General features: G+C 71.9%; 21 protein-coding genes and 1 pseudogene. 13 read left to right on the top strand and 9 right to left on the bottom strand.

The window, feature by feature from the left end; all coding sequences use genetic code 11:
- Positions 1–16: 16 nt before the first annotated feature.
- On the bottom strand, positions 17–2,932 hold the full coding sequence (locus ACZ5GT_RS15090; RefSeq protein ID WP_469021832.1) for a SpoIIE family protein phosphatase: 2,916 nt from the start codon (positions 2,930–2,932) through the stop codon (positions 17–19).
- Positions 2,933–3,143: 211 nt separating this feature from the next.
- Positions 3,144–4,053: pseudogene (locus tag ACZ5GT_RS15085) on the bottom strand (LysR family transcriptional regulator).
- An 85-nt stretch (positions 4,054–4,138) separates the two neighbouring features.
- On the opposite strand from ACZ5GT_RS15085, the gene ACZ5GT_RS15080 reads away from it, so the two are divergent.
- The 11 genes from ACZ5GT_RS15080 to ACZ5GT_RS15030 all read left to right on the top strand — a co-directional run bounded on the left by ACZ5GT_RS15080 (position 4,139) and on the right by ACZ5GT_RS15030 (position 17,081).
- A complete protein-coding gene (locus tag ACZ5GT_RS15080) occupies positions 4,139–4,228 on the top strand; it encodes a putative leader peptide (RefSeq protein WP_360758204.1) in 90 nt (29 codons plus the stop codon).
- 222 nt (positions 4,229–4,450) lie between these two features.
- Complete coding sequence (gene ssuE, locus ACZ5GT_RS15075; RefSeq protein WP_469021825.1) at positions 4,451–5,005, top strand: NADPH-dependent FMN reductase; 555 nt, start codon at positions 4,451–4,453, stop codon at positions 5,003–5,005.
- A gap of 50 nt (positions 5,006–5,055) precedes the next feature.
- Positions 5,056–6,522, top strand: coding sequence for an NtaA/DmoA family FMN-dependent monooxygenase (locus ACZ5GT_RS15070; protein WP_469021821.1), 1,467 nt, complete (start codon positions 5,056–5,058; stop codon positions 6,520–6,522).
- Positions 6,522–8,168, top strand: coding sequence for an ABC transporter substrate-binding protein (locus tag ACZ5GT_RS15065; RefSeq protein WP_469021816.1), 1,647 nt, complete (start codon positions 6,522–6,524; stop codon positions 8,166–8,168). The genes ACZ5GT_RS15070 and ACZ5GT_RS15065 overlap by 1 nt, the downstream gene beginning before the upstream one ends.
- Before the next feature lie 13 nt (positions 8,169–8,181).
- On the top strand, positions 8,182–9,186 hold the full coding sequence (locus ACZ5GT_RS15060) for an ABC transporter permease (RefSeq protein ID WP_469021810.1): 1,005 nt from the start codon (positions 8,182–8,184) through the stop codon (positions 9,184–9,186).
- Positions 9,183–10,073 (top strand): ABC transporter permease, encoded by an 891-nt coding sequence (locus ACZ5GT_RS15055; protein ID WP_469021805.1) that lies wholly within the window; start codon positions 9,183–9,185, stop codon positions 10,071–10,073. Before ACZ5GT_RS15060 ends, ACZ5GT_RS15055 begins: the two co-directional genes overlap by 4 nt.
- Positions 10,070–11,806: a dipeptide ABC transporter ATP-binding protein gene (locus tag ACZ5GT_RS15050; RefSeq protein ID WP_469021802.1), complete on the top strand. Its 1,737-nt coding sequence runs from the start codon at positions 10,070–10,072 to the stop codon at positions 11,804–11,806. Before ACZ5GT_RS15055 ends, ACZ5GT_RS15050 begins: the two co-directional genes overlap by 4 nt.
- Positions 11,803–13,122 carry an acyl-CoA dehydrogenase family protein gene (locus ACZ5GT_RS15045; RefSeq protein WP_469021799.1) on the top strand — a complete coding sequence of 440 codons (1,320 nt, stop codon included), beginning with the start codon at positions 11,803–11,805 and terminating at the stop codon, positions 13,120–13,122. The genes ACZ5GT_RS15050 and ACZ5GT_RS15045 overlap by 4 nt, the downstream gene beginning before the upstream one ends.
- A complete protein-coding gene (locus ACZ5GT_RS15040; protein ID WP_469021793.1) occupies positions 13,119–14,552 on the top strand; it encodes an NtaA/DmoA family FMN-dependent monooxygenase in 1,434 nt (477 codons plus the stop codon). The genes ACZ5GT_RS15045 and ACZ5GT_RS15040 overlap by 4 nt, the downstream gene beginning before the upstream one ends.
- Positions 14,553–14,574: 22 nt before the next feature.
- Positions 14,575–15,870 (top strand): SfnB family sulfur acquisition oxidoreductase, encoded by a 1,296-nt coding sequence (locus ACZ5GT_RS15035; protein ID WP_469021790.1) that lies wholly within the window; start codon positions 14,575–14,577, stop codon positions 15,868–15,870.
- A gap of 53 nt (positions 15,871–15,923) precedes the next feature.
- Positions 15,924–17,081: an LLM class flavin-dependent oxidoreductase gene (locus tag ACZ5GT_RS15030; RefSeq protein WP_469021788.1), complete on the top strand. Its 1,158-nt coding sequence runs from the start codon at positions 15,924–15,926 to the stop codon at positions 17,079–17,081.
- A 50-nt stretch (positions 17,082–17,131) separates the two neighbouring features.
- Here ACZ5GT_RS15030 and ACZ5GT_RS15025 read toward each other — a convergent pair whose 3' ends face one another.
- The 3 genes from ACZ5GT_RS15025 to ACZ5GT_RS15015 all read right to left on the bottom strand — a co-directional run bounded on the left by ACZ5GT_RS15025 (position 17,132) and on the right by ACZ5GT_RS15015 (position 18,591).
- Positions 17,132–17,323, bottom strand: a complete 192-nt coding sequence (locus ACZ5GT_RS15025) for a DUF397 domain-containing protein (protein WP_469021785.1) — start codon at positions 17,321–17,323, stop codon at positions 17,132–17,134.
- Positions 17,320–18,228: a helix-turn-helix domain-containing protein gene (locus ACZ5GT_RS15020; RefSeq protein WP_469021782.1), complete on the bottom strand. Its 909-nt coding sequence runs from the start codon at positions 18,226–18,228 to the stop codon at positions 17,320–17,322. Before ACZ5GT_RS15020 ends, ACZ5GT_RS15025 begins: the two co-directional genes overlap by 4 nt.
- A 174-nt stretch (positions 18,229–18,402) precedes the next feature.
- On the bottom strand, positions 18,403–18,591 hold the full coding sequence (locus ACZ5GT_RS15015) for a hypothetical protein (RefSeq protein ID WP_469021779.1): 189 nt from the start codon (positions 18,589–18,591) through the stop codon (positions 18,403–18,405).
- A gap of 17 nt (positions 18,592–18,608) precedes the next feature.
- Here ACZ5GT_RS15015 and ACZ5GT_RS15010 point away from each other — a divergent pair, with 17 nt between their 5' ends.
- The gene (locus ACZ5GT_RS15010) at positions 18,609–19,751 is read left to right on the top strand and encodes a Fic family protein (protein ID WP_469021776.1); all 1,143 of its coding nucleotides are present in this window, start codon (positions 18,609–18,611) and stop codon (positions 19,749–19,751) included.
- Between the two features lie 252 nt (positions 19,752–20,003).
- Here the strand turns inward: ACZ5GT_RS15010 and msrB are convergent, their stop codons facing one another.
- The 4 genes from msrB to ACZ5GT_RS14990 form a co-directional block, all read right to left on the bottom strand.
- Positions 20,004–20,411 (bottom strand): peptide-methionine (R)-S-oxide reductase MsrB, encoded by a 408-nt coding sequence (gene msrB / locus ACZ5GT_RS15005; RefSeq protein ID WP_469021773.1) that lies wholly within the window; start codon positions 20,409–20,411, stop codon positions 20,004–20,006.
- Positions 20,412–20,424: 13 nt separating this feature from the next.
- Positions 20,425–21,813: a UDP-N-acetylmuramate--L-alanine ligase gene (murC, locus tag ACZ5GT_RS15000; RefSeq protein ID WP_469021768.1), complete on the bottom strand. Its 1,389-nt coding sequence runs from the start codon at positions 21,811–21,813 to the stop codon at positions 20,425–20,427.
- A 283-nt stretch (positions 21,814–22,096) separates the two neighbouring features.
- Positions 22,097–22,570 carry an indole-3-glycerol phosphate synthase gene (locus ACZ5GT_RS14995; protein ID WP_324786702.1) on the bottom strand — a complete coding sequence of 158 codons (474 nt, stop codon included), beginning with the start codon at positions 22,568–22,570 and terminating at the stop codon, positions 22,097–22,099.
- 132 nt (positions 22,571–22,702) lie between these two features.
- Entirely contained in the window at positions 22,703–23,587 is an 885-nt protein-coding gene (locus ACZ5GT_RS14990) for a pyrimidine reductase family protein (RefSeq protein ID WP_469021765.1), read from the bottom strand.
- 37 nt (positions 23,588–23,624) lie between these two features.
- On the opposite strand from ACZ5GT_RS14990, the gene zapE reads away from it, so the two are divergent.
- The gene (zapE, locus tag ACZ5GT_RS14985) at positions 23,625–24,731 is read left to right on the top strand and encodes a cell division protein ZapE (RefSeq protein WP_469021760.1); all 1,107 of its coding nucleotides are present in this window, start codon (positions 23,625–23,627) and stop codon (positions 24,729–24,731) included.
- Positions 24,732–24,746 lie beyond the last annotated feature (15 nt).

The raw sequence follows: 24,746 nt of genomic DNA, 5'->3' as shown, positions 1-24,746 counted from the left end.
CTGAACCCCGTCAGTGTCAGGGCAGTCGCTGTTCCGTCCAGATCACCTTGCCGTCGGCGGTGTACCGCGTCCCCCACCGCTCGGTCAGCCGGGCGACCAGGAACAGGCCGCGGCCGCCCTCGTCCTCGGTGCGGGCGCGGCGCAGGCGGGGCGCGGTGCTGCTGCCGTCGGCGACCTCGCAGATCAGCGCGCGGTCGCGCAGGAGCCGGAGCTGGACGGGGCCGGTGGCGTGCCGGATGGCGTTGGTGACCAGTTCACTGACGACCAGTTCGGTGGTGAAGGCCATGTCGTCCAGGCCCCAGACGGCGAGTTGCCGGATGACCGCGGCGCGGGTGCGGGCGACGACCGCCGGGTCGCAGGGCAGGTCCCACTGGGCGACCTGCTCCGGCCCCAGGGCGCGGGTGCGGGCGACGAGCAGGGCCACGTCGTCGCTCGGCCTGACCGGAAGCAACGCGTCCAGCACCGCCTCGCAGGTGTCCTCGGGCGCCCGGCCGGGCACCGCCAGCACCTCCCGCAGCCGCTGTAGGACGACGTCGATGTCGTGCACCCGGTCCACGACCAGCCCGTCGGTGTAGAGCACCAGCTGGCTGCCCTCGGCCAGCTCCAGCTCGACCATCTCGAAGGGCATGCCGCCGAGCCCGAGCGGCGGCCCGGAGGGCAGGTCGAGGATCTCGACGGTCCCGTCGGGGCCCACGATCGCGGGCGGCAGGTGTCCGGCGCTGGTCAGGCAGCAGTGCCGGGACACCGGGTCGTAGACGACGTACAGGCAGGTCGCCCCGACGATCCCGGAATCCCCCTGGGCGCCGCCCACCGCCCAGCCCTCGCACCGGTCGAGCCGGGCGACCAGGTCGTCGAGGTGCGTGAGGAGTTCCTCGGGCGGCAGGTCGAGGGAGCAGAAGTTGTGCACGGCGGTGCGCAGCCGGCCCATGGTGGCGGCGGCGTGCAGCCCGTGGCCGACGACGTCGCCGACGACCAGCGCGACGCGGGCCCCGGACAGCGGGATGACGTCGAACCAGTCGCCGCCGACGCCGGCCCGCGCGGGCAGGTAACGGTAGGCGGCCTCGACCGCGCTCTGCTCGGGCCGCCCCTTCGGCAGCAGGCTGCGCTGCAGGGCGAGGGCGGTGTGGTGCTCGCGGGTGTAGCGGCGGGCGTTGTCGACGCAGATCGCGGCGCGGCCGGCGAGTTCCTGGGCGAGTGACAGGTCGTCGTCCTCGAAGGGGGCCGGCCGCCCGCAGCGGTAGAAGCTCACCACGCCGAGGACCGCGCCGCGCGCCGACAACGGCAAGGTGATCAGGGAGTGAACGCCGGCCGCGGGCGCCGACGCGGGCGGCAGCGGTTCCCGGTCGGCGCGGTCCATGTGGCCGGTGCCGTCGGTACCGCCGGTGCCGTCGGCGCGGCCGGCCTGGTCTGTGCCGTCGGTGCGGCAAGTGCGGCAAGTGCTGCCGGTGCGGTCGCCCGGCTCGGGTTCCAGCACCGCCTGCGTGCCCTCCAGGCTGCGCGCCTGCGGGGCGGCGGCCTCGTACACGACCTGCTCGCCGACGCCGTACGGGTGCGGCGCCTCGCCCCCGGCGGCCACGGCGACCCGGCGCAGCCGCGTCCCCGCGCCGAGCGGTCCGGGTTCCTCGCCGCGCAGCACCGCGTCCGGCAGGTCGACGGTGACGACGTCGGCGAACCGTTCCACCGCCACCTCGGTCAGCTCCTCCGCGGTGCGCGTGACGTCGAGGGTGGTGCCGATCCGCCCCCCGGCCTCGTGCAGCAGTTCCAGCCGCCGGCGCGCCAGGACGGCCAGCCGCCCGACGCCGGGCTCGCCGACCAGCACCAGCCGCCCGTCGTCGCCCGCGGCCACCCCGCTCGCGACGTCCACGGCGTCCACGGCGTTCCCGGGCGGCTCCGAGGGCGCCGACGGCTGCGGCGGCCCCGCCGGGAGCGGCGGGACGACGGCCCGTACGACGGCGGGGGCCCGGGCCGGCTCCGCCGTCGGCCCGACGAGCGGAGGCGGCGGCGTGACGTCGAGGGTGATCGGGCGGGGGCTGCCGAGGACGCGGGCCTCGACGGCGACGCCCGTCTCCCCCGAGGGGCCCTGGACCGGCCGGCGCAGCAGGGCGGCGACGCGCCCGTCGGGCAGGGTGACCTCGTCGAGGATGCGGTGCGGCGACGCGATCAGCTCCTCGGCGCGTTCCCGCAGCACCGCCAGGTCGACCCGGCTCAGCCGGTCCTCGCCGCCCGGCGCCTCCGGCTGCCCCGGCCACTCGCCCGCCTGCGCGCCGGCCCGCCGGTACGCGGCCAGCAGCGCACGCTCCCGTTGGGTGGCCTGCTCCAGCAGACGGGACTCGATGTGCTGGACGGCGGCGTGGACCAGCCGCTGCATGACCGGGTCGCCCTGGTCGCGCAGGCAGGTGAGGTCGAGGGCGCCCTCGATGCGTCCGCTGAGCGGATCGCGGACCGGGGAACCGGCGCACGCGAAGGGCTGCAGGCAGTCGGCGAAGTGCTCGCGGCCGGCGACGTAGACGGGGCTGCGCTCGGCGAGCGCGGTGCCGACGCCGTTGGTGCCGGCCACCGCCTCGGAGGTGTCGTGCCCGGGCGCCCACCCGACCTGATCGAGGCGGTCACGCAACCGCAGGTCCCCGCCGATCCGCCGGGCCATCCGGCCGTGCGCGTCGCACAGCGCGATCGACATGCCGACGTCCGTCAGCGAGGCCGCCAGTTCCCGCAGTACCGGGTCCGCCGCGCGCAGGAACCGGTCGTCCAGCACCAGGTCCGGCGCTTGCGGGATGACCAGTTGATGCGGTTCGAGTCCGGCGGACCGGCAGCGTTTCCAGGACCCGAGCACCGGGCCGCGCACGTCCGCCTCGACGGGCGCCCCGCTCAGAAAACGTTCATGGGCGTCGACGAGTCCGCCTATGTCGTCCCAGGCGACGGACAACCGGATCACTTCCCTCACCTGGAGCCGGCCCGGTCACGCGCCGCCTCTCGGCCCGCACCGGCGAAGCTCTCCAAGCATTTTCACCGTAAACCGTGGCGACCCACGCCACAAATGCGCGATCACCGCGGCCGGGAAGCCCCTACCGTCGCCCGTCGCGGCAGGCGGCAGGCGGCAGGCGGCAGGCGGCAGGCGGCAGGCGGCAGGCGGCAGGCGGGGGATGTCAGCGCCGGTACAACCGCGCCCGCTCCAGCAGGATGTCGTGCAGATCGCGGACGGCCCGCGCGGACGAACCGGAGCGGCGGCGCTCGGCGGCCATCACCACCTCCGTGCCCTTCTCCGCGTCGGCGAGCGGACGCCAGGTGATGACGCCGTGGCGTTCCAGCGGGTCGCCGATGACGCTGAAGTCGGGCAGTACGGTGGCGCCCAGGCCCTCGGCGACCATGAGCTTGCCCATCTCGGCGCCGTCGGTGGAGTAGGAGAAGACCGGGGTGCGGCCGCGCAGCAGCCGGTGGATGTAGCGGTGCATCACATAACCGGCTCGCATGACGATCAGCGGCTCGCGCAGCAGGGCGTCGACGCTGACGGCGGAGTGCGCGGCCAGTGGGCTGTCGGGGCGCAGGCAGACGACGGGGCGACCGCGCAGCAGTTGGGTGGAGTCCAGGTCGGGCGGCAGGTCGTCGCCGCTGAGGTAGTTGACGAGGCCCAGGTCGAGGCCGCCCTCGGCGAGCATCCGGTGGATGTCGACCTGCTGGGCGGTGACGACTTCGACCTGGGTCCGCGGGTGTGCGGCGCGGAAGTCCTGGACGGCGGGGACCAGCAGCGGGACGGTCGCGGCGTGCACGGTGCCGAGCCTGACCATCCGGCTGACCTGGTGCTGGTGGTCGGCGGCCTGGCGCAGCCGGTCCACGGCCTCCAGGACCGCGGCGACGTGCGGCAGCAGTTCGCGTCCGGCATCGCTGGTGCGGGCTCCCGAAACGGTGGCGGTCCAGCAGGTCGACGCCGAGTTCGCGTTCGAGATTGCGCACGGTCTCGCTGAGCGCGGGCTGTGACAGGTGCAGCGCCTCGGCGGCGCGGCGCAGGGAGCCGAGCCGGGCGACGGTCTGGAGGTACTCGAGCTGTTCGATCCGCATGAAAGGGGGACCCTATCAAGGCATCACGGATTCTTAACAGGAGTCATCTCGACCAATCGGGCCATTGTCTGCTTAAATCCTTCACATGAACCAGCCCAAGGACCTCACGCGTCGACGTCATGTCGACCTCGTGCGTGTGTCCAGCGGCCTCTGTTCGCCTCGCGCCGCCCGCTGAGCGGGCCTCCTCTCGCGCTTTTCCCGCCGTGACCCCCAGGTTTCGCCCGCCCGCAGCCGGGCGGCGTCCTTCCTGACGTTCCGCCGGTCCGGCGTTTCTTCTCTCCATCCCCTCACCCAACCGTGACCTGCCTGTTTCCGCCGCCTCGGCCGGTACGGGACGGCAGCCCACGGCCGGCGTTCCAGTGCGCCCTGCCGCCCTGCCCTCTGTGAAGGAGCCCCCATGCCCACCGTGCTCTCCGTATCGGGAAGCCCGTCCCCGACCTCCCGCACCGGTCGCCTGCTGCGCCACCTCGACGCACGCCTGGCCGGGCAGGGACACCATGTGATCCCACTCGACGTGCGCACGCTGCCCCCCGAGGCGCTGCTGGGGGCTGATTTCGGCCACCCCGCGATCCAGGGGGCGGCCCGGCTGTTCGAGCAGGCCGACGGTGTGGTGATAGGGACACCCGTCTACAAGGCCGCCTACTCCGGTCTGCTCAAGACCCTCTTGGACCTGCTGCCCCAGTACGCCCTCGCGGGCAAGGCGGTGCTCCCGCTGGCCACCGGCGGCAGCCCGGCCCATGTCCTGGCCGTGGACTACGCGTTGAGGCCGGTGCTCACCTCCATGGGCGCCGACCATGTACTGCCCGGCTGGTTCGTGGTCGACAAGCACATCACGGTCGCCCCGGACGGCGCGGTCACCGTCCAGGAGGACACCGCCCGCGAGGTCTACCGGGTCGCCGACGCCTTCTCGTCCGCGCTCACCGCCCGCCACCGCGTCCTCGCCGCTGCCTGATTCCCCGGGCCGGACTCCGCACCACCCAGCAACACCCCCGAAGGGCCCCCATGTCCCGCACCCAGCCATCCGCTCGACCACCGCGCTCCCCAGGGAAGAAGCGGCTCATCCTCAACCTCTTCGAGATGAACTGCGTCAGCCACATCACCCACGGCCTGTGGCGGCTGCCGGACAACAACCGCGAGCGGTTCAACGACATCGAGTACTGGACCGAGTTGGCCCAGCTGCTGGAGAAGGGCGGCTTCGACGCCGTCTTCCTCGCCGACGTCGTCGGCACCTACGACACCTTCCGCGGCTCCGCGGAGACCGCGATCAAGCAGGGTCTGCAGATCCCCAACAACGACCCGGCCGTCGTCGTGCCGGCCATGGCCGCCGTGACGAAGCACCTCGGCTTCGGGATCACCTTCTCCACGACGTACGAGCCGCCGTTCGCCTGGGCCCGCCGGGCGAGCACGCTCGACCACCTCACCAAGGGCCGCGTCGGCTGGAACATCGTCACGTCCTACCTGCCCAACGCCGCCCGCAACCACGGGCTGCCGGACGAGGTCGAGCACGGCACGCGGTTCGAGATCGCCGACGAGTACCTCGACGTGCTCTACAAGCTCTGGGAGGGCAGCTGGGACGACGACGCGATCATCGCCGACCGCGAGCACAACGTGTTCGCCGATCCGGCGAAGATCCGCCCGATCGATCACGTCGGCAAGCACTTCAAGGTCGAGGGCCCGCACCTGCCCAGCCCCAGCCGCCAACGCACCCCGGTGCTCTTCACCGCGACCCAGTCGGCCGACGGCATCGCCTTCGCCGGCAAGCACTCCGAGGTCGTCTTCACCGGCGGCGGCACCCCAGACGCGGTCAAGGAACTCGTCGCCGGTCTCAAGCAGGCCGCCGTCGACGCCGGCCGGACCCGCGACGACCTCAAGGTGATCACGACGGCCGGCGTCATCGTCGCGCCGACCGAGGAGGAGGCGCGCGCCAAGGCCGCCCGCTTCCAGGAACTCTCCGACCCGGAGGGCTACCTCGCCCACACCGGACTCCCCTGGGACCCGACCGCGCTGCCGCCGGAGACCCCGCTCGCCGACATCGCCGTCGAGGACGGCCGGGCCGGCCGCTGGGGGCAGCTGAAGTCCGACGGAACCGTCGGTGAGTTCCTTGCCGGCTTCGGCGACATCTCCCGCCACCCGCTGTCGGTCGTCGGCACCCCCGAGCAGGCGGCCGACGCGATCGAGCACTGGCTCGACGACCTCGGCCTCGACGGCATCAACCTGCTCCAGTACCACACGTTCGACACGGCGAAGGACTTCATCGAGCTCGTCGTGCCCGTCCTGCGGGCCCGGGGCCGGCTGCGCACGTCGTACGACGAGTCCGAGTCGCTCCGCGACCGGATCTTCGGCCGCGGCGACCGGCTCCCTCCCAACCACCCCGCCACCCACTACCGCGGCGGCAAGAACCTTCCTCGCCCCGAGGGCATCTCGGACCCGATCCCCACGCCCAACCGCCCTGCAAAGAAAGCCAGCTGATGACCCACTTCACCAGACCCCGTCTCGCCGTCACCTCCGTCGGCGCCGTGCTCACGAGTCTCGCGCTGGCGGCCTGCGGCAGCGGCAGCGGCTCGGCCGGCGGCACCGGCGGCAAGCCCGTCCAGGGCGGCACGATCACCTACACGCACGTCCAGGAGCCGCCCTGCATCTTCGGCGGCTGGATCCAGCAGGCCTACATCTCCCGCCAGGTCCTCGACGGCCTGGTGACCGAGGCCGAGGACGGCAGCGTCAAGCCGTGGCTGGCCACCTCGTGGAAGACCTCGGCCGACGGCCTGACCTACACCTTCACCCTCAAGAAGGGCGTGAAGTTCACCGACGGCACCCCGGTCGACGCCGAGGCCGTCGCCTACAACTTCGAGCAGTTCGAGAAGAGCGACCTCAACGGCACCGCCAAGGTGTCCATAGACCCGTACTACAAGAACGCCGAGGCGGTCGACGCGACCCACGTCGCCATTCACCTCACCAAGCCCTACCCCGAGTTCCTCCGCCTGATCACGCAGGGCTACTTCGGCATCCAGTCCGAGCACGCGCTCAAGACCCGGACGAAGGAGCAGAACTGCGAGCGGCCGATCGGCTCCGGCGCCTTCACCGTCGAGAAGTGGAACAAGGGCCAGAACGTCGTCTTCAAGCGGAACCCCCACTACACCTCGTGGCCCGCGACCGCGAAGCACCACGGCCCGGCGTACGTCGACAGGATCGACTGGAAGTTCGTCGCCGACGGCACCTCGCGCTACGCCTCGCTGACCACCGGCCAGTCCGACGTGGTCTACGAGGTCCCGACCGTCAACTGGAAGGACGCCCAGGCCAAGTTCAGGAACACGATCCGCTACATCACCCCGGGTCACCCGGTCTCGTTCTACCTCAACACCGTGAAGGGGCCGTTCAAGGACAAGCTCGTCCGGCAGGCCTTCGCCTACGCCGCCGACCGCAAGGCCGCGGTCGAGGCGGGCTTCCACGGCGTGATCCCCTACGAGCCCAACCCCGCCGTCTCGCAGTCCACCCCCGGCTACCTCGGCACCGACCCGTACCCCTACAACCCCGGCAAGGCCGACCGGTTGCTGAAGCAGGCCGGCTGGAAGAAGGGCGCCGACGGGATCTACGCCAAGGGCGGGCAGAAGCTGAAGATCCGGCTCGTCTACGGCCCGGGCTACATCTTCACCAGCGAGGGCGCGACCGTCCTGCAGGCGCTGCAGGAGCAGTGGAAGCAGAACGGTTTCGGCGTCACCCTGGTCCCCGCCACGCAGGCCGAGTCGTGGGGCGGCAAGTACAGCGGCCCGAACGGCTACGACGCCCAGGCGTCGTACTGGACCAGCCCCAGCCCGGCGATCCTCTGGATCGTCTGGCGTGAGTCCACCAAGGACAGCCCGAACGGCAACAACCAGTCGTTCTACAACAACTCCACGCTCACCAAGCTGATCGACAAGGCCAACACGAACACCGACACCGCCGCCGGGTTCGGCCAGTACAAGCAGGCCCAGAAGATCATCAACGACGACGCCGCCGGCGTCGGGCTCTACACCCAGAACACGCTGATCGCCGTCTCGGACAAGCTGCACAACTTCTGGGTCGAGAAGAGCCAGGGCGAGCCGGTCTTCTCCGACGCGTACTTCACCGGCAAGCAGTGAGGCGAGGTCTGTCATGACTGCCATCACCCCCGACCCGGCGTCGCTCGCGACGCCGAGGCGGCCCGCGTGGGCGACCGCGCGGGCCGCCCGCAGGGCCGCCGTCAAGATCGTCTCGGCGGTCGGCGTGCTCCTCGCTGCGGCCTCCCTGGCCTGGTTCGCCCAGATCCTGATCCCGGGCGACCGCGCGACGGCGATCCTCAACATGCGCAACGGCAAGCAGCAGAACTACACCGCGGCCGAACTGGCGCCAGTGCGGCACGAGTTCGGCTTCGACAACCCGCTGGTCTCGCAGTGGCTGCACTACCTGGGCGGCTTCTTCAAGGGCGACCTCGGCACCTCCTACACCCAGTACCAGCCGGTCACGCGGGTGATCGGCGCCCAGATCGTGCCGAGCCTCGTGCTGACCGTCTCGGCGCTCGTCGTGGCCTGGGTGATCGCGCTCGCGGTCTCGCTGCTCACCGTGAAGCGCGGACGGGCCCTCGAAGGACTCGGCTCGGTCTTCGAGGCGTTCACCGCGAGCCTGCCGCACTACTGGGTGGGCGTCATCCTGCTGGTGGTCCTCGCGGTGAAGATCCCGCTCTTCCCCGTCATCAGCGGCTCGGGCGCCTCGGGCCTCGTCCTCCCGGTGCTCACCCTGGCGATCCCGCTCAGCGGCTTCCTCGGGCAGGTCATCCGTGACGAGCTCGACAAGGTCCTCGACCAGCCGTTCGTCACCACCGCCCGTACCCGGGGCATGAGCGACACCGCCGTACGCCTCCGGCACGCCCTGCGGCACGCGGTGCTGCCGGCGGTCACCCTGTCGGGCTGGGCACTCGGCGCGCTCGTCTCGGGCGCGGTCATCGTGGAGAACATCTACGGGCGGCCCGGCATCGGCATGGTCCTCAACACCGCGGTCAGCACCCGCGACGTCCCGACCGTCGCCGGAGTCGTGGTGGTCGTGGCCGCCATCTACGTCGTCGCCAACCTCCTCGTCGACCTCGCCTACACCGTCATCGACCCAAGGCTGCGTGCCTCATGACCACCGTCTCGCTCAGTCCCGACCCGGTCGGCCCAGAGCCGATCAGCACGGAGGCGGCCGAGCCCCGGCGGGCCGTCCGCCTGAGCCTCGGCCTCGGCGCCACCCTCTCCGCCGTGTTCATCGCGCTCGTCGTACTGGCCGCGATCGCGCCCGGCGTGCTCGCCTCCACGACGCCGACCCATGTCGAGCTGACCGACGCCCTCGCCGCGCCGTCGTGGCACCACCTGTTCGGCACGGACGAGGCCGGCCGCGACGTCTTCAGCCGAGTCGTGCACGGCACCCGGCTCTCCCTCGGGATCGGCCTCGGCGCCACCGCGATCGCCATGGGCCTGGCCATCGTGCTCGGCTTCGTCTCCGCGCTCGCCGGCGGCGTGGTGGACACGGTCGTCACCCGCGCCCTCGAGGTCCTCTTCGCCTTCCCGTCCCTGCTGGCGGCGCTGCTGGTGATCTCCGTCTTCGGGCCGTCGGTCAAGACGTCGATCATCGCGGTCGGGATCAGCTCCATGCCGGGCTACGCCCGCATGGTGCGCGGCCAGGTGCTCAACGTGCGCCAGGCCGGCTACATCGAGTCGGCCCACGCGCTGGGCCACAGCCGGTGGACGGTCCTGCGCCACCACCTCTTCCCCAACGCCATGCGCCCGCTGGTCGCCGTCGTCACCCTCGGCGTCGGACAGTCCATCGTGTGGGCCTCGTCCCTGGCCTTCCTCGGCCTGGGCGTCCCGCCGCCGAGCCCCGAGTGGGGCGCGCTCCTGGACTCCGGACGCAACTACATCACCACCCAGTGGTGGCTCGAGGTCCTCCCGGGCCTCGTGATCGTCCTCTTCGCCATCTCGGTCACCACCCTCGGCCGGGCGATCCGACAGCGACTGGAAGGAGCGGCCCGATGACCGTCTCGCTGGACACCACCGACACCTCAGCCGACGACACCGGCACCGGGCAGGTCGCCTCGGCCGGCCGGTCCGCCCGTACCGACGGGGCGGCCCCCGTCGCGCCGCTGCTCAGCGTCGAGGGGCTCCGCGTCCGGTTCGGCGGCCGGGAGGTCGTCCACGGCATCTCCTTCTCCGCCCACCCGGGCCGCTGCCTGGCGATCGTGGGCGAGTCCGGTTCCGGCAAGTCCGTCACCGCCCGCACGCTCGTCGGCCTCACCGGCGGCGGCTCGCGGGTGAGCGCGGACCGGATGACGCTCGACGGCCTCGACCTCACCCGGCAGAGCGAACGCGCCTGGCGCCGGATCCGGGGCAAGGAGGTCGGCTTCGTCCTCCAGGACGCGCTGGTCTCCCTCGACCAGCTCCGCAAGGTCGGTGACGAGGTGGCGGAGCCGCTCAGGCTGCACGGCGTCGGCACCAGGGCCTCCCGCAAGGCCAGCGCGATCGAGCTGCTCGCCTCGGTCGGCGTGCCCGAGCCGGAGGTGAAGGCGCGCCAGCGGCCCTACGAGCTGTCCGGCGGCCTGCGGCAGCGCACCCTGATCGCCGGGGCGATCGCCCTGGACCCGCCGCTGCTCATCGCCGACGAGCCGACGACGGCCCTCGACGTCACCATCCAGGCCCAGATCCTCGACCTGCTCATCGAGGCCAAGGAACGCGGCCGGGCGATCATCCTGATCAGCCACGACCTCTCCGTCGTGGCCCGCCTCGCCGACGACATCGCGGTCATGAAGGACGGCGAGATCGTCGAGCAGGGTCCCGCGCACCGGATCCTGCGCGACGCGCGGCACCCCTACACCCAGGCGCTGCTCGACGCGGTGCCGTCGGAGCACACCCGCGGCCAGCGGCTGGTGAAGCCCGCTCCGGACGCCGCCGGCTCGCCCGCCGTCCGCACCCGCAAGCCGATCGAGCGGGGCCGCCCGGTCCTCGACGCCCGTCACCTCACCAAGGTCTACACCGGCCCGGACAAGATCGACCGCACCGTCGTCGACGACGTCTCCTTCGAGCTCTTCCAGGGTGAGACGCTCGGCATCGTCGGCGAGTCCGGCTCCGGCAAGACCACCACCGCCCGGATCGCGCTGTCCCTGATCAGCCCGACCGCCGGCGAGGTGCTGCTGCACGGCCAGGCGTGGTCGAGCCTCACCCAGGCACAGCGTCGCCCGCTGCGCCCCCGGATCGGCGTGGTCTACCAGGACCCGCTGAGCTCCTTCGACCCCCGGTGGCCGGTCGGGCGCATCCTCACGGACGCGTTGGCCACCGGGCCCACCCCGCCCTCCTCGCGGGCGGAGGCCCGCGGCAGGGCCGTCCGGCTCCTGGAGCAGGTCGGGCTCCGCGAGGAGCACTTCGACTCGGCCCCGCTGCGCCTCTCGGGCGGCCAGCGCCAGCGCGTCGCCATCGCGCGGGCGCTGGCCCCCGAGCCCGGTGTCATCGTCTGCGACGAGCCGGTGTCGGCCCTCGACGTCTCGGTCCAGGCGCAGGTACTCGACCTGCTCACCGACCTCCAGGACGAGCTCGGCGTCTCGTACCTGTTCATCTCCCACGACCTGGGCGTGATCCACCACATGAGCGACCGGATCCTGGTGATGAAGGACGGCAGGGTCGTCGAGTCGGGCACCGCGGACGACGTCTTCGAGCGCCCGCGGCACGACTACACCCGGCGGCTCCTGACCGCCCTGCCCCGGATCTCGCAGGCATGAGCGGCGACACCCTCGGTGGAGGGATCACCGACGCGGAGCTCCGCGAACGCTTCGGGCCGGTCTTCGAGGAGATCGCCCGCGGCGCGATCGACCGCGAGGCCGACCGCGGGCTGCCGTACGACGAGGTGGCGGCGCTGCGGACGGCCGGCTTCGGGCGGGTCCGGGTGCCCGTGGAGTTCGGGGGGCTGGGCGCGACGCTGCCGCAGTTCTTCCGCCTGCTCATCGAGCTGGCGGAGGCGGACTCCAACCTGCCGCAGCTGTGGCGGGGCCACATCGGCTTCGTCGAGTCGCTGCTGGTGCACCAGGACCCGGAGGTCCGGGAGCGCCGGCTGCGGCGGATCTCGGCGGGCGTCATCGTGGGCAACGCCCAGTCGGAGCAGGGCAACGGTTCCTTCTGGGAGAACGTCACCACGGTCCGCGCGGCGGGCTCCGGCGACGCCGCCGGCTGGTCGCTGAACGGCAGGAAGTTCTACTCCACCGGGAGCCTCTTCGCCGACTGGATCCAGACGACCGCGGCTCTCGACGCCGAGCACAGCGCCGACGTCCTGGTCCCGGCCGGCGCCCCGGGCGTGCGACGGATCGACGACTGGGACGGCTTCGGTCAGCGCCTGACCGGCTCGGGCACGACGATCTTCGACGACGTCCGGATCGCACCGGAGGACGTCGAGGTCCGTCCCAACGGGGTCTTCCGCGGGACGACACTGCTCGCGGTCTTCCAGCTCGTCCACCTCGCCACGCTGTCCGGCATCGCACGGGCGGCCGTCCGCGACATCGTCGCCTTCGTCCAGCAGCGTGGGCGCAACCTCGCCAACCCGCTGTACCCCCAGCCACGGCTCGACCCGCAGGTCCAGCAGGTCGTCGGACGCGTCCGCTCGAAGTCCTTCGGCGCCTCCGCGATCACCCTGGCCGCCGTCGACGAGCTCGACCGGGTGCACCGGGCCCAGCTCCGGCAGAAGGCCACCCCCGAGCTCTTCGACGCCGCGGACCTCGCGGTCTTCGCGGCCCAGACGGCGGTCATCGAGCTCGTGCTCGACCTGACGACGGAGATCTTCGAGGTCGGCGGCGCGTCGGCGGTGACCGAGCGGTTCCGGCTCGACCGGCACTGGCGCAACGCCCGGACGCTGGCCTCGCACAACCCGGCGATCTACCGCCAGACGATCGTGGGCGACGCGGCGCTCAACGGCACCTCGCCGAGCGAGTGGATCACCCGCACCTGGCAGGCCGCGCAGGCGAACCGGGCGAGCGGCCCCACCGACAGTCCCACCGTCCACACTCACGACACCGCGCGTTCCGCCCCGCACAGGAGTGCCTCATGACCATCGACACCACCCCCGCCCAGCGCAAGCGCCTGTTCTTCAACGCCTTCGTGATGAACACGACGAGCCACATCCACCACGGCCAGTGGCGCCGGCCGGACGCCCAGCAGCACAACTTCAACGACGTCGAGACATGGATCGACCTCGCCAGGATCCTGGAGGAGGCGAAGTTCGACTCGATGTTCTTCGCCGACGTCGTGGGCCTGTACGGCGACGCCGAGGCCGACTACTCGGTCTACGTCAACGAAGGCCTGCAGATCCCCAGCAACGACCCGGCCGTGCTCGTCGGCGCCCTGGCCGCCCACACGAAGCACATCGGCCTGGCCGTCACCAGCAACGTCTTCCAGCAGCACCCGACCAACTTCGCCCGCCAGCTGACCACCCTGGACCACATCTCCAAGGGCCGCATCGCGTGGAACATCGTCACCGGCACCCAGGACAACGGCTACCGCAACTTCGGCTACGAGGCGCTGGAGGACCACTCCGAGCGCTACCGCTGGGCCGACGAGTTCGTCGACGTGACCTACAAGCTGTGGGAGGGCTCGTGGGACGACGGCGCGCTGGTCCAGGACAAGGCGGGCAGCCGGCACGCCGACCCGAACAAGATCCACAAGATCTTCCACTCCTCGCCGCGCTACCGCGTCGAGGGGCCGTTCCTCCCGGCCCCCTCGCCGCAGCGGACGCCGCTGCTCTTCCAGGCCGGCTCCTCGGGCCCGGGCCGCGACTTCGCCGCCCGCAACGCCGAGGCCGTCTTCCTGATCGCCCCGACGCCGGAGATCGCCCGCCAGCAGATCGAGGAGACCCGCGCGCTCGCGGTGTCGTACGGCCGTGACCCGCGGGACATCACCTTCCACCAGGGGCTCTCCTTCGTGATCGGCGACACCGAGGAGGAGGCCCGCGAGAAGTTCGCGTGGTACCAGGAGTACGTCAGTTCCGACGGCTACGCCGCGCACTCCGCGATCGTCGACAAGGCCGGCCGGGTCTACCCCGCCGACACCCCGCTGAGCCGGATCGACACCAACACGGCCAAGGGCTTCCTGGAGCACCTGCGCAAGCACATCACCGACCGCGAGCCGACCGTCGGCGACCTGGCCATCCAGCGGCTCGAGGACACCGTGATCGTGGGCACGCCCGAGCAGATCGCCGACGCCGTCGAGGTGTGGCAGGCCGCCGGTGTCGACGGCATCAACGTCATCAACTGGGTGATCCCCGGGTCCTTCCAGGAGTTCGCCGACAAGGTCCTGCCGGTGCTGCGCGAGCGCGGCCTCGCCCAGAGCGAGTACGGCGAGGGCACGCTGCGCCGCAAGCTGTTCGGCCAGGACCGGCTCTCCGAGCGCCATCCGGCGGCCCGATACCGCGGAGCCTTCACCAACGGCCCGCGCAGCTGGGCCGAAGCGGAACAGACCGCCGCGCTCACCGCCACTCACTGATCCGGGAAAGGGCACACATCTCATGACGTTGCAGGAGGACCGGCTCCCGGCCACCACCGGGGGCGGGGGCAGGGCGTCAGGCGCGCCGGCCGACGCGCGTCGGCCGGGCGGGGAGGCGGCACGGGTGGAGGTGCTCGACACTCCGGGCGCGCTCGCCGCGGCCGCCCGGCTCGCCGAGGAGTTCGCCACCGGGGCCGCGTCACGCGACCGCGAGCGGATCCTGCCGTTCGAACAGCTCCGCCGACTGGCAGGCAGCGGCCTGCTGGCCATCACCGTGCCGCGCGCGTTCGGCGGTCCCGGTCTTCCCGCATCGGCCGTGGCGGAGGTGGTGCGGCGGATCAGCCGGGCCGACCCGAACCTCGGCCAGATCCCGCTCAGCCACTTCATCTACGTCAACCAGCTGCGGCTGCAGGGCAGCCGGGCGCAGCAGGAGCGGCTCTTCGGCGAGGTCCTGGCGGGCCGGTGGTTCGGCAACGCCCAGTCCGAGCTGGGCACGAAGCACGTGCGGGACTTCCGCGCCACCCTGACCCGCGACCCGCACGGGGACGGATGGCGGCTCAACGGCACCAAGTTCTACTGCACCGGCGCGCTCTTCGCCGACTGGATCCCCGTGCTGGCCCACCTCGGGCCGGACGGGCCGATGCACGTCGCATGGGTACGCCGCGACGCCCACGGGGTCTCGGTCGTCGACGACTGGGACGCCGTCGGCCAGCGCACCACCGCCTCGGGTACGGCCACCTTCACGGACGTCGCGGTGGGCGAGGAGTGGATCACCGACTACGCCGAGGTCTTCGACGGCCCCACGACGTACGGTTCCTTCGCCCAGCTGATCCACGCCGCCATCGACACCGGCATCGCGCGGGCGGCACTCGACGACGCGGCCGCCTTCGTCACCACGAAGTCGCGTCCCTACCCCGACGCGGTGGCGATCCACGGCATCGACCGCGCCGCGCAGGACCCGGTGGTGGTGCACGCCTTCGGCGAGATGGAGCTGGCGGTGCGCGGCACGGAAGCGCTGCTGGCCGAGGCGGGGCGTGCCGTCGACACGGCCGACGGCGACCTCTCGGAGGAATCGGCCGCCGCGGCCAGCCTCGCCGTCGCCGCCGCGCGCGCCTCCTCGACGCGGGTGTCGGTCGAGGTGGGCTCACGGCTCCTGGAGGTCGCCGGGACCCGGGCGGCGCTGAGCGTCGAGGGGCTCGACCGGCACTGGCGCAACGCCCGCACCCACAGCCTGCACGACCCGGCGGCGTGGAAGCTGCAGCACCTCGGCCGCTGGGCGGTCGAGGGACACCTGCCGCCCCGGCACGGCCAGCTCTGACAACGCGCCCCCGAAAGTCCACCCGGCCTGATCCGACAACGAAAGACGTACTCGTGAACGACCTGAAGTTCCACTGGTTCCTCCCCACCAACGGCGGCGACGGCCGCCACATCATCGGCGGGGGCCATGGACTCACCGCGGAGGCCGCCGGCCGGCCCGCGTCCGTGCCCTACCTGGGGCAGATCGCGCGTTCGGCCGAGCAGCTCGGATTTGAAGCCGCGCTGACGCCCACGGGCGCGTGGTGCCAGGACGCCTGGGTGACCACCGCGATGGTCAACTCCCTCTCCGAGCGGCTGAAGTTCCTCGTCGCGCTGCGCCCCGACTCGGTCGGTCCCTACCTCGCGGCCCAGATGGCGAGCACCTTCGTCAACCTCTCGGGCGGCCGCCTGCTGCTCAACATCGTGACCGGCGGCGAGGACCACGAGCAGCGGATGTACGGCGACTTCCTCACCAAGGCCGAGCGCTACGCGCGCTGCGACGAGTTCCTGACCATCGTCAAGGCGCTGTGGGCCGGCGAGACGGTCGACTTCCAGGGCCGCTACCTGTCGGTCGAGGCCTCACGCCTCAACAACCTCCCCGACGCGCAGCCCGAGATCTACTTCGGCGGCTCCTCGCCCGAGGGCATCGAGGTGGCCGCCAGGCACGCCGACGTCTACCTCACCTGGGGCGAGCCGCCGGCCGCCGTGGCCGAGAAGCTCGACCGGGTCCGCGCAGCGGCTGCGAAGCACGGCCGGACGCTCCGGTACGGCATCCGGCTGCACACCATCGCCAGGGACACCTCCGGTGCCGCGTGGGCGGAGGCGGCCCGGCTGCTCGACCGGATCGACCAGGCCGACATCGACCGCATCCAGGCGGGACTGCGCCGCTCGGGCGGCGAGGGACAGCGCCGCATGCTCGAACTCAACGGCGGCTCGAAGGACGACCTGGAGATCTACCCCAACCTCTGGGCCGGCGTCGGGCTGGTGCGGGGCGGCGCCGGCACCGCTCTGGTGGGCTCGTTCACCGAGATCGCCGACCTGATCGAGGAGTACCGCTCGGTCGGCATCAGCGAGTTCGTGCTCTCGGGCTATCCCCACCTCGAGGAGGCCTACTGGTTCGGCGAGGGCGTGCTGCCCGAACTCACCCGCCGCGGCCTGTGGCGCCACCCGGCCCCGGTCACCTCACACGCGTCGGTACCGTTCGGCGCCGCCCCGGCACCCGTCGTGAGCTGAGCCCAACGGAGGCGACCGGCAGACGGCCCGCCGGTCGCCTCCGGGTTGTCTCAGTACCCCGACGCGAACCGCACGAACTGCCCCCAGAGCTCACGGCTCACAGCGAACGCCGGGCGGGTCACGTCCTTGGAGTCCCGTATGTGTACGGCCTGTTCGGCGATCGCGACCTCAACGCAGTCGTCGCCCTGGGTACCGCTGTAGCTGGACTTGAACCAGGCGAGTTCCGTCGTACCGCTGCTCATGGCTCTCCTCGGAGTCGCTCCAGCAGGTCCCGGGATTCTCTCGGGTTGAGGGCCTGCGAGCGCAGTGTGTCATAGCGTCGGCAGAGCAGGCTCATCTCTTTCGGGTCGGAGATCAGCCGCCCGTTCTGCTGTCCCTCCGAGTACCCGAGCCGTCTCCCCTCCTGGGTCTCCAGAATTCGCACGGGGCCGTCGAGGCACCCGTGGAACTCCAGCTTCAGCGGCACCACTTGGAGAGTCACGTTGCGCGGCGCGGTCAGTTCGAGCACATGGTCCAGCATGCTCGTCTGCACCTGTGGCCCGCCCAGCCCGCGCCGGAAGACCGACTCCTCCACGATGAAGCTGAACGGCACGGTCGGCCGCTCCCGCAGCATCGTCTGGCGGCCCATTCGGGCAGTGAGCTGTGCCTCCGTCTGCTCATCGGTCAGCAGCGGAACGCTGTTGTCGAACACCGCCCGCGCGTACGCCTCCGACTGCAACAGCCCCGGCAGCAGCCTGCACTCGTACGTGCACAGGCTCACCGCCTCCCGCTCCAGCCGGGCCCACCGCCGGAACCACGCCGCGAGGCCCGCCTCCCCCCGCGTCAGATACCGGGCGGCCTTGCGCAGCGCACCGGTGTTGCCGAGCGCTTCCTCCGCGCGCTCGATGAACGCCTGGTCCGGCATCCGGCGGCCCAACTCCACTGACGCCACAGTGTGTTTGGAGTACTGGACCAGCGCGGCGAGCTCGGCACGGCTGAGTCCCATGTGTTCGCGCAAGGCCTGGACGACCGCGCCGAACGTGCGCAGGCTGTCCGACGGATGGGGCTCCCGCTCCCACACCCCGGCCGGAACCGCCGCATCGTCCGCCTCGTCGTCCGCCTCTGTCGTCTGTCCGGTCCGGGCCTCGTCGCCGTTGACGCTGTCCATCCACCGCCCCTCTCCGCCTACCGCACCGCGACGGCCCCCATGCGCCGCCCCGTGCTCAACACCCGACGTCAGGAATCGGTTTCGCGTACTGTCCACCCCGTGGGCCCGTACGCGGACCCCGCGTACGCGGTGCCGGCTCGCACTGATCGGCGGCAGCGGCGACGCGCGGGTGTGTCACGTGGGTTCGCACACGAGCGGGTTCTCCACCTCGGCGCGCAGGCGGCTGCCGTAGGCGCGCAGGACGTCGCGGCCGCCCTGTTCGGTGAGGTAGGTGAGGAAGGCCGCGGCCAGGGAGCCGGCGGGCGGCTCGCCGTAGGTGTAGGCGAACTCGGTCTGCCAGCGCGCTTGACTTGATGTCACCATTATCGTGTCATGGAGACATGCTGTACGCCACTCCCTCCCTGGACGCCGACGACCAGCGGGCCCTCGACGAGATCGAGAGCATGCGTCGCTCCCTGCGCCACATGCTCCGGGCCACCCCTCGCTGGACCCGGCAGCTGCGCCGCAACCTCACCGCCCGCGCTATCGCCGGATCGAACACCATCGAGGGGTACGCCGCGACAGTCGATGACGTGGAAGCCCTCATGTCCGGCGAGGAACCGCTGGAGACCGGGGAGAAGACTCGTGCCGAGCTGGAGGGCTACCAGCGCGGTATGACCTACATCCAGGCCCTCGCCGACGCCGGTGACGACTTCCGGTACGACGCCGGCCTGCTCAACGGCCTGCACTTCATGCTGCAAGGCCACCACCTCGACAAGCGCCCCGGCCGCTGGCGCGACGGCCCCGCCTACGTCACCAGCCCCGACGACCCCCTGGTCCCCGCCTACACCGCACCGGACCAGGCGGACGTCCCCGCTCTGATGTCGGAGTTCATCGACTGGCTCAACGAGGGCGACCTCGACGCTCCCGTCCACGTCCGTGCTTCCATGGCACACCTCAACCTCGTCAAGATCCACCCCTGGAAGGACGGCAACGGACGCATGTCCCGCGCCCTGTCCACCCTCGTGTTCTCCCGCGAGGCCCTGATGCCACCCGAGTTCTCCTCCATCGAGGAGTGGCTCGGCCGGGGGCAGAACACGTACGCCTACTACCAGGTCCTGGAGGACTTGGGCGGCCCGCACTGGAGCCCCGAGCGGGACACCCGGCCCTGGATCCGGTTCTGCCTGACCGCGCACCACCGGCAGGCCCAGCAGGCCCAGCGCCGCTTCGATGTCATGTCGCGGGCCTGGACCCGCCTGGTCGAGGGCGTCGAGGCAACCGGCCTGGACGAGCGGGTCGTCTACGCCCTGCTGCCCGCGTTCTCCGACGCGAAGGTCCGCCGCACCGTCTACCAGCAGGACGCCGACCTGAGCGACCAGCAAGCCATCCGCGACATCCGGGAACTCGTCGCCCGCGGCTGGCTCGTCCCCCACGGGAAGGCCCGAGCCCGCTACTACGCCCCCGGGCCGCTCATGGACCCGGTCCGGGAAGAGGTCCGCCAGTCCATGGAGCCGTACGTGGACCCCTATCGGCGGGAGCGCTGACCCGCCCACGCTTCCCATCGCCGCCAGGTCTGGACAGTGCGCGCGCCGGCATGTGCGCTCTCATCCAGCACAGATCCCGCACCTGTCCAGCACGGTAAAAATCAAGGGGTCTGACACCGAACAGTCAGACCCCTTCTGACCTGCACGTATTCCAGATCAGCGAAGTAATGTCAGGTCACCGGCCAGACATTGAAGCGGATCTCGACGACTTCGCGAGTCGACGGATTCACAGGAGCGCCGACCTCCCGCCCCTCACACCTCATCCGGTGCCAAACGCAGCGAGATCGAGTTGATGCAGTACCGCTGATCGGTCGGAGTGGGATACCCCTCGCCCTCGAAGACGTGGCCGAGGTGGGAGCCGCAGCGGGCGCACCGCACCTCGGTGCGCACCATCCCGTGCGAGCGGTCCTCGATGAGCTCGACCGCGTCGCTGTCCTTGGGGTCGTAGAAGGACGGCCAGCCGCAGTGGGACTCGAACTTGGTGTCCGAGGTGAACAGTTCGGCCCCGCAGGCGCGACAGGAGTAGACGCCCTTCGCCTTGGTGTCGGTGTACTCCCCGACGAAGGCGGGCTCGGTGCCGGCCTGGCGCAGCACCGCGTACTCGGCCGGCGTCAGCTCCGCTCGCCACTGCTCGTCCGGCTTCTCGACGTCGTACGACATGAGCGTCAGCCCCTCACTGTGAAAGTCGGTCCAGGATGCGCGGGCCGAGGTCGGTGACGTCGCCCGCACCCATGGTCAGAACGAGATCGCCGGGCTTCACCATTCCCGCGATCACCGACGGCACCTCGTCCTTGTCGTGGACCGCGGTCACGTCCGCGCCCGCGGCCCGCGCCGCCTCGATGATCAGCTCGCTGGTCACCCCGGGCAGCGGGTCCTCGCGGGCCGGGTAGATGTCGAGGACGACGGAGGCGTCGGCGAGGGTGAGGGCGCGGCCCATCTCGGTGCCGAGCTCCTGCGTGCGGGAGAACAGGTGCGGCTGGAAGACCACGAGGATGCGAGCGCCGTCGGCGGCGGCACGCATGGCCTCCAGGTCGGCCGTCATCTCCGTCGGGTGGTGGGCGTAGGAGTCGACGACCTGCACGCCGGCCGCCTCGCCCTTGAGCTGCAGGCGGCGCTTGACGCCGGTGTAGGCGGCCAGGGCGGGGGCCAGTCCGTCGGCCGGGACGCCGAGGGCGGCGCCCGCGGCGAGCGCGGCGACGGCGTTGTGGGCGTAGTGGCGGCCGGGGACGGAGACGGTGAAGGTGAGCTCCCGGCCGTCCAGCAGGACGGTGACCTCGCTCTTCAGGCCCTGGGCGACGACGGACAGGACGCGCACGTCGGCGTCCTCCGCCTCCCCGTACGTCACCGTGCGCACCGAGCCGGCCAGCCGCCGCGTCAGTTCCCGCGCGCCCTCGTGGTCGGCGGAGATCACCAGCGTGCCGCCGGGGACGATCCGGCCGGCGAACGTCTCGAAGGACTCGTAGATCTCGTCCATGGAGGCGTAGTTGGCGTGGTGGTCGAGCTCCACGTTGAGGACGATCGCGACCTCGGGGGCGTACTTGTGGAAGCTGCGGTCGGATTCGTCCGCCTCGGCGACGAAGATGTCGCCGTCGCCGTGCAGGGCGTTGGAGCCGGGCACGTTCAGGTCGCCGCCGATCGCGTACGACGGGTTCAGGCCCAGCTCGGTCAGGGACACCGCCAGCATCGACGTGGTGGTGGTCTTGCCGTGGGTGCCGGCGACGGCGATCGCGCGCCGGCCCTCCATCAGAGCGGCCAGCGCGTCGGAGCGGTGCACCACGGGGATGCCCAGTTCGGCGGCGCGGACCAGCTCGGGATTGTCCTCGCGGATCGCCGAGGAGACGACGACGCAGCTCGCGTCGTCGGCCAGGTGCTCGGCGGCGTGCCCGATGTGCACGGTGGCGCCCAGCGCGCGCAGCGCCTCGGCGGTCGCGGACTCCTTCGCGTCGCTGCCCGCGACCTTCGCCCCGCGCTGCGCGAGGATCTTGGCGATGCCCGACATCCCGGCGCCGCCGATGCCGATGAAGTGCGGTCGGTCCATGGCGGTAGGAAGGCCGGGTGCCATGCGTTTCTCCCCAAGATCCGGATGCGAGGCGTGAACGGCCCCAGCCTAAGCGCTGCCGACCCGGCCGCCGGACGCGGACGTCCACGCCCGCGCCGACGACGCCGGCCCGGGCCCGCCCCGGCCCGCTCACACCGGGACCACGGGCAGCGGCGCCACGCCTGGGCGGGTTCGCCCCGCGGACCGCTCACGCCCTGGCCACGGACAGCCGCGCCACGCCCGGGGAAGCGCATCCCCCTGACCGCTCACGCCCGGGCCGCGCGCGGCCCCGCGCACCCCGCAGGGGCTACGCCTTGCTGTGTGAGAACAGCTTCAGCACCGGTACTCCCACCTTGTGGCGGGCCCGCGACGCCCAGTCGCGGTGGAAGAACTCCTCCACGTAGTGGGGGTCGGTCAGGACGATCACCTCGTCGGCGCCGATCTCCTCGACCAGGGACTTCAGCGCGTCCAGCGGGTGGTCCTCGACGAGTCTGCCCTCCGCCTCGCACCCGGCCGCGTGCAGCGCCTGCAGCGACACCTCCAGCGCGCGCTCACCGAACCCCTTCGCCTCCTCGCCCTCGGGGGTCTCGCCCTCCCGGGCGGCCTCGTCGAGCTCGCCGAGGGCGACATCGTCGATGGCCCGCAGCAGGCGGTCCGCCTGGTCGCCGCGGGGCTGGAGCAGCACGTGGAAGGAGACGGGCTCGTCCCCGTGCAGCGAGGTCACGAACTCCACGTCCGCGGACGTCAGTGCTTTCTCGATCATCAGTACGCTTGTGAACACCGGGCGCCCCTTCTGCGGAAACCATCCTGCCCCGTGATCCCACGGGGCTGCGATCTTCAGTGTGCCCGCCCGGAGCCGGCCGGAACGGCAGCCCCCCGTCCGTCGCGGCCCGCGGGCGGCACGCAACGATTGTCACGCCCGGGCGTAACGGCCGAAGAGGAACCCCTCCTCTTCCAGCAGGGACACCAGCGAGAACCGTCGCGGCACCGCGACCGACGGCCCGCCCGCGATGCGCTGCGCGTCGCCGGCGGTGAGCATCGGGGACATCGTCAGGCACAGCTCGTCGAGCACGCCGGAGGCGACCATCTGGCCCAGCAGCCGCGGCCCGCCCTCGGTCAGGAGCCGGGTGTGGCCGAGTTCGCCGAGGGCGGCGACGGCCCGTACGGGATCCACGCCGACGCCGTCGCCGGCGATCACCACCTGGGCGCCCGCCCGCTCGGCGGCGATCCGGCGGCCGGGGTCGGCCGCGGCGCCGGTGAGGATCAGGGTGGGCACCAGTGGCGAGGTGAACAGCGGGAGCGAGAAGTCCAGCTCCAGGCTCGCGCTGACCACCGCTATGGCCGGCACCGGCCGCTGCCCGGCCGCCTCGCGCCGCCGGGCGAACTCCGCCCGCGCGCGTGCCGGGCGGTAACCCTCCCGGCGTACCGTTTCCGCGCCGACCACCACCACGTCCGCCAGCGCCCGCAGCGTGCCGAAGACGCGCATGTCGGCCGCGCAGGAGATGGGCTGCGAGCGGCCGTCGTGCTGGGCGGCCCCGTCGAGCGTGGACACCATGTTGGCACGCAGCCAGGGCACCCGCTGTCCGCCGGCCGTCGGCTCGGGATGGGCGTAGGCGTCGGCGAGTTCGTCGAGGCTCCACTCGCGGTCGAGGGTCCGCTCGCGGTCGAGGGTCCGCCCGCGTTCGAGGATCCGCTCGCGCTCGCCCGGGTCGCCCGGGACACCGGCACCGTCGGCCGCGCCCTTCTCACCGGGGGCTCGCGCCACTGTCTGGTCGGTCACAGGGAACAGGCGTCGCATGCCGTGCAGTGTGGCACGGCCCTTAGCATGGGTAATCGTGTCCTCCTTCCCCGCCGCCCCTGGTCTGAGTCCCATGGCCGAAACGGCTCCGCTGTCCCTGTGCGCCCGTGAGCCGCACGTCCCCGCCGACCGGCTGGTCGCCGAGATGGTGCCGCCGCCGCGTTTCGACGGGGTCCGTTTCGGCACCTACCTCCCGGACCCGGACCAGCCCAGCCAGACCGAGGCCGTCCGCGTCCTCGAGGGCTTCGCGGGCGGGCTCGGCGGGGCGCACGCGCTCGGCGGCGGCCGACGCGGGTTCTTCGGCCTCGGCCGGGCCAAGGCCCCCAAGTCCCCGGCCGGCCCCCGCGGCGTCTACCTCGACGGCGGCTACGGCGTGGGCAAGACCCACCTGCTGGCCTCCCTCTGGCACGCCACCCCGGCCGAGCCCGCCCTGAAGGCGTTCGGCACGTTCGTGGAGCTGACGAACCTGGTCGGGGCGCTGGGCTTCCAGCAGACGGTGCAGACGCTGTCCGGTCACCGTCTGCTGTGCATCGACGAGTTCGAGCTGGACGACCCGGGCGACACCGTCCTGGTCTCGACGCTGCTCGGCAAGCTCGTCGACGCGGGCGTCGCCCTGGCCGCCACCTCCAACACGCTGCCGGGCAAGCTCGGCGAGGGCCGGTTCGCGGCGGCCGACTTCCTGCGTGAGATCCAGGGCCTGTCCGCCCACTTCCGCACCCTGCGCATCGACGGCGAGGACTACCGCCACCGCGGTCTGCCGCAGGCGCCGGAGCCGTACTCCGAGGAGCAGGTGACGAAGACGGCGTACGCCACCGAGGGCGCCTCGCTGGACGACTTCCCGCACCTGCTGGACCACCTCGCCAAGGTCCACCCCAGCCGGTACGGCGCCCTGACCGACGGCCTGAAGGCGGTCTGCCTCACCGACGTGCGGCCGGTGCCCGACCAGTCGACGGCGCTGCGGCTCGTCGTGCTGGCCGACCGGCTCTACGACCGCGAGGTCCCCGTCGTGGCCTCGGGGCTGCCCTTCGACCGGCTGTTCAGCGAGGAGATGCTGAACGGCGGCTACCGCAAGAAGTACTTCCGGGCGATCTCCCGGCTCACCGCGCTGGCCCGGGACGGCAAGAGCCTGGTCGAGACCCGCTAGTGCTCTGACCGGGAA

Source organism: Streptomyces sp. NPDC031340 (assembly GCF_055569945.1).
Note: the sequence above shows the minus strand (reverse complement) of the source record. Positions and strands in the feature narration are given on the sequence as shown.

Excerpts from the sequence above, each read along its gene's own strand:
- ACZ5GT_RS15020 (WP_469021782.1), bottom strand. The coding sequence starts at position 18,228 with ATGGACAGCGTCAACGGCGACGAGGCCCGGACCGGACAGACGACAGAG.
- ACZ5GT_RS15010 (WP_469021776.1), top strand. The coding sequence starts at position 18,609 with ATGCTGTACGCCACTCCCTCCCTGGACGCCGACGACCAGCGGGCCCTC.
- msrB (WP_469021773.1), bottom strand. The coding sequence starts at position 20,411 with ATGTCGTACGACGTCGAGAAGCCGGACGAGCAGTGGCGAGCGGAGCTG.
- ACZ5GT_RS15060 (WP_469021810.1), top strand. The coding sequence starts at position 8,182 with ATGACTGCCATCACCCCCGACCCGGCGTCGCTCGCGACGCCGAGGCGG.
- ssuE (WP_469021825.1), top strand. The coding sequence starts at position 4,451 with ATGCCCACCGTGCTCTCCGTATCGGGAAGCCCGTCCCCGACCTCCCGC.
- ACZ5GT_RS15080 (WP_360758204.1), top strand. The coding sequence starts at position 4,139 with ATGAACCAGCCCAAGGACCTCACGCGTCGACGTCATGTCGACCTCGTG.
- ACZ5GT_RS15025 (WP_469021785.1), bottom strand. The coding sequence starts at position 17,323 with ATGAGCAGCGGTACGACGGAACTCGCCTGGTTCAAGTCCAGCTACAGC.
- ACZ5GT_RS15040 (WP_469021793.1), top strand. The coding sequence starts at position 13,119 with ATGACCATCGACACCACCCCCGCCCAGCGCAAGCGCCTGTTCTTCAAC.
- ACZ5GT_RS15050 (WP_469021802.1), top strand. The coding sequence starts at position 10,070 with ATGACCGTCTCGCTGGACACCACCGACACCTCAGCCGACGACACCGGC.
- ACZ5GT_RS15070 (WP_469021821.1), top strand. The coding sequence starts at position 5,056 with ATGTCCCGCACCCAGCCATCCGCTCGACCACCGCGCTCCCCAGGGAAG.
- ACZ5GT_RS15035 (WP_469021790.1), top strand. The coding sequence starts at position 14,575 with ATGACGTTGCAGGAGGACCGGCTCCCGGCCACCACCGGGGGCGGGGGC.
- ACZ5GT_RS15045 (WP_469021799.1), top strand. The coding sequence starts at position 11,803 with ATGAGCGGCGACACCCTCGGTGGAGGGATCACCGACGCGGAGCTCCGC.
- ACZ5GT_RS15015 (WP_469021779.1), bottom strand. The coding sequence starts at position 18,591 with ATGGTGACATCAAGTCAAGCGCGCTGGCAGACCGAGTTCGCCTACACC.
- ACZ5GT_RS15055 (WP_469021805.1), top strand. The coding sequence starts at position 9,183 with ATGACCACCGTCTCGCTCAGTCCCGACCCGGTCGGCCCAGAGCCGATC.
- murC (WP_469021768.1), bottom strand. The coding sequence starts at position 21,813 with ATGGCACCCGGCCTTCCTACCGCCATGGACCGACCGCACTTCATCGGC.
- ACZ5GT_RS15065 (WP_469021816.1), top strand. The coding sequence starts at position 6,522 with ATGACCCACTTCACCAGACCCCGTCTCGCCGTCACCTCCGTCGGCGCC.
- ACZ5GT_RS14990 (WP_469021765.1), bottom strand. The coding sequence starts at position 23,587 with ATGCGACGCCTGTTCCCTGTGACCGACCAGACAGTGGCGCGAGCCCCC.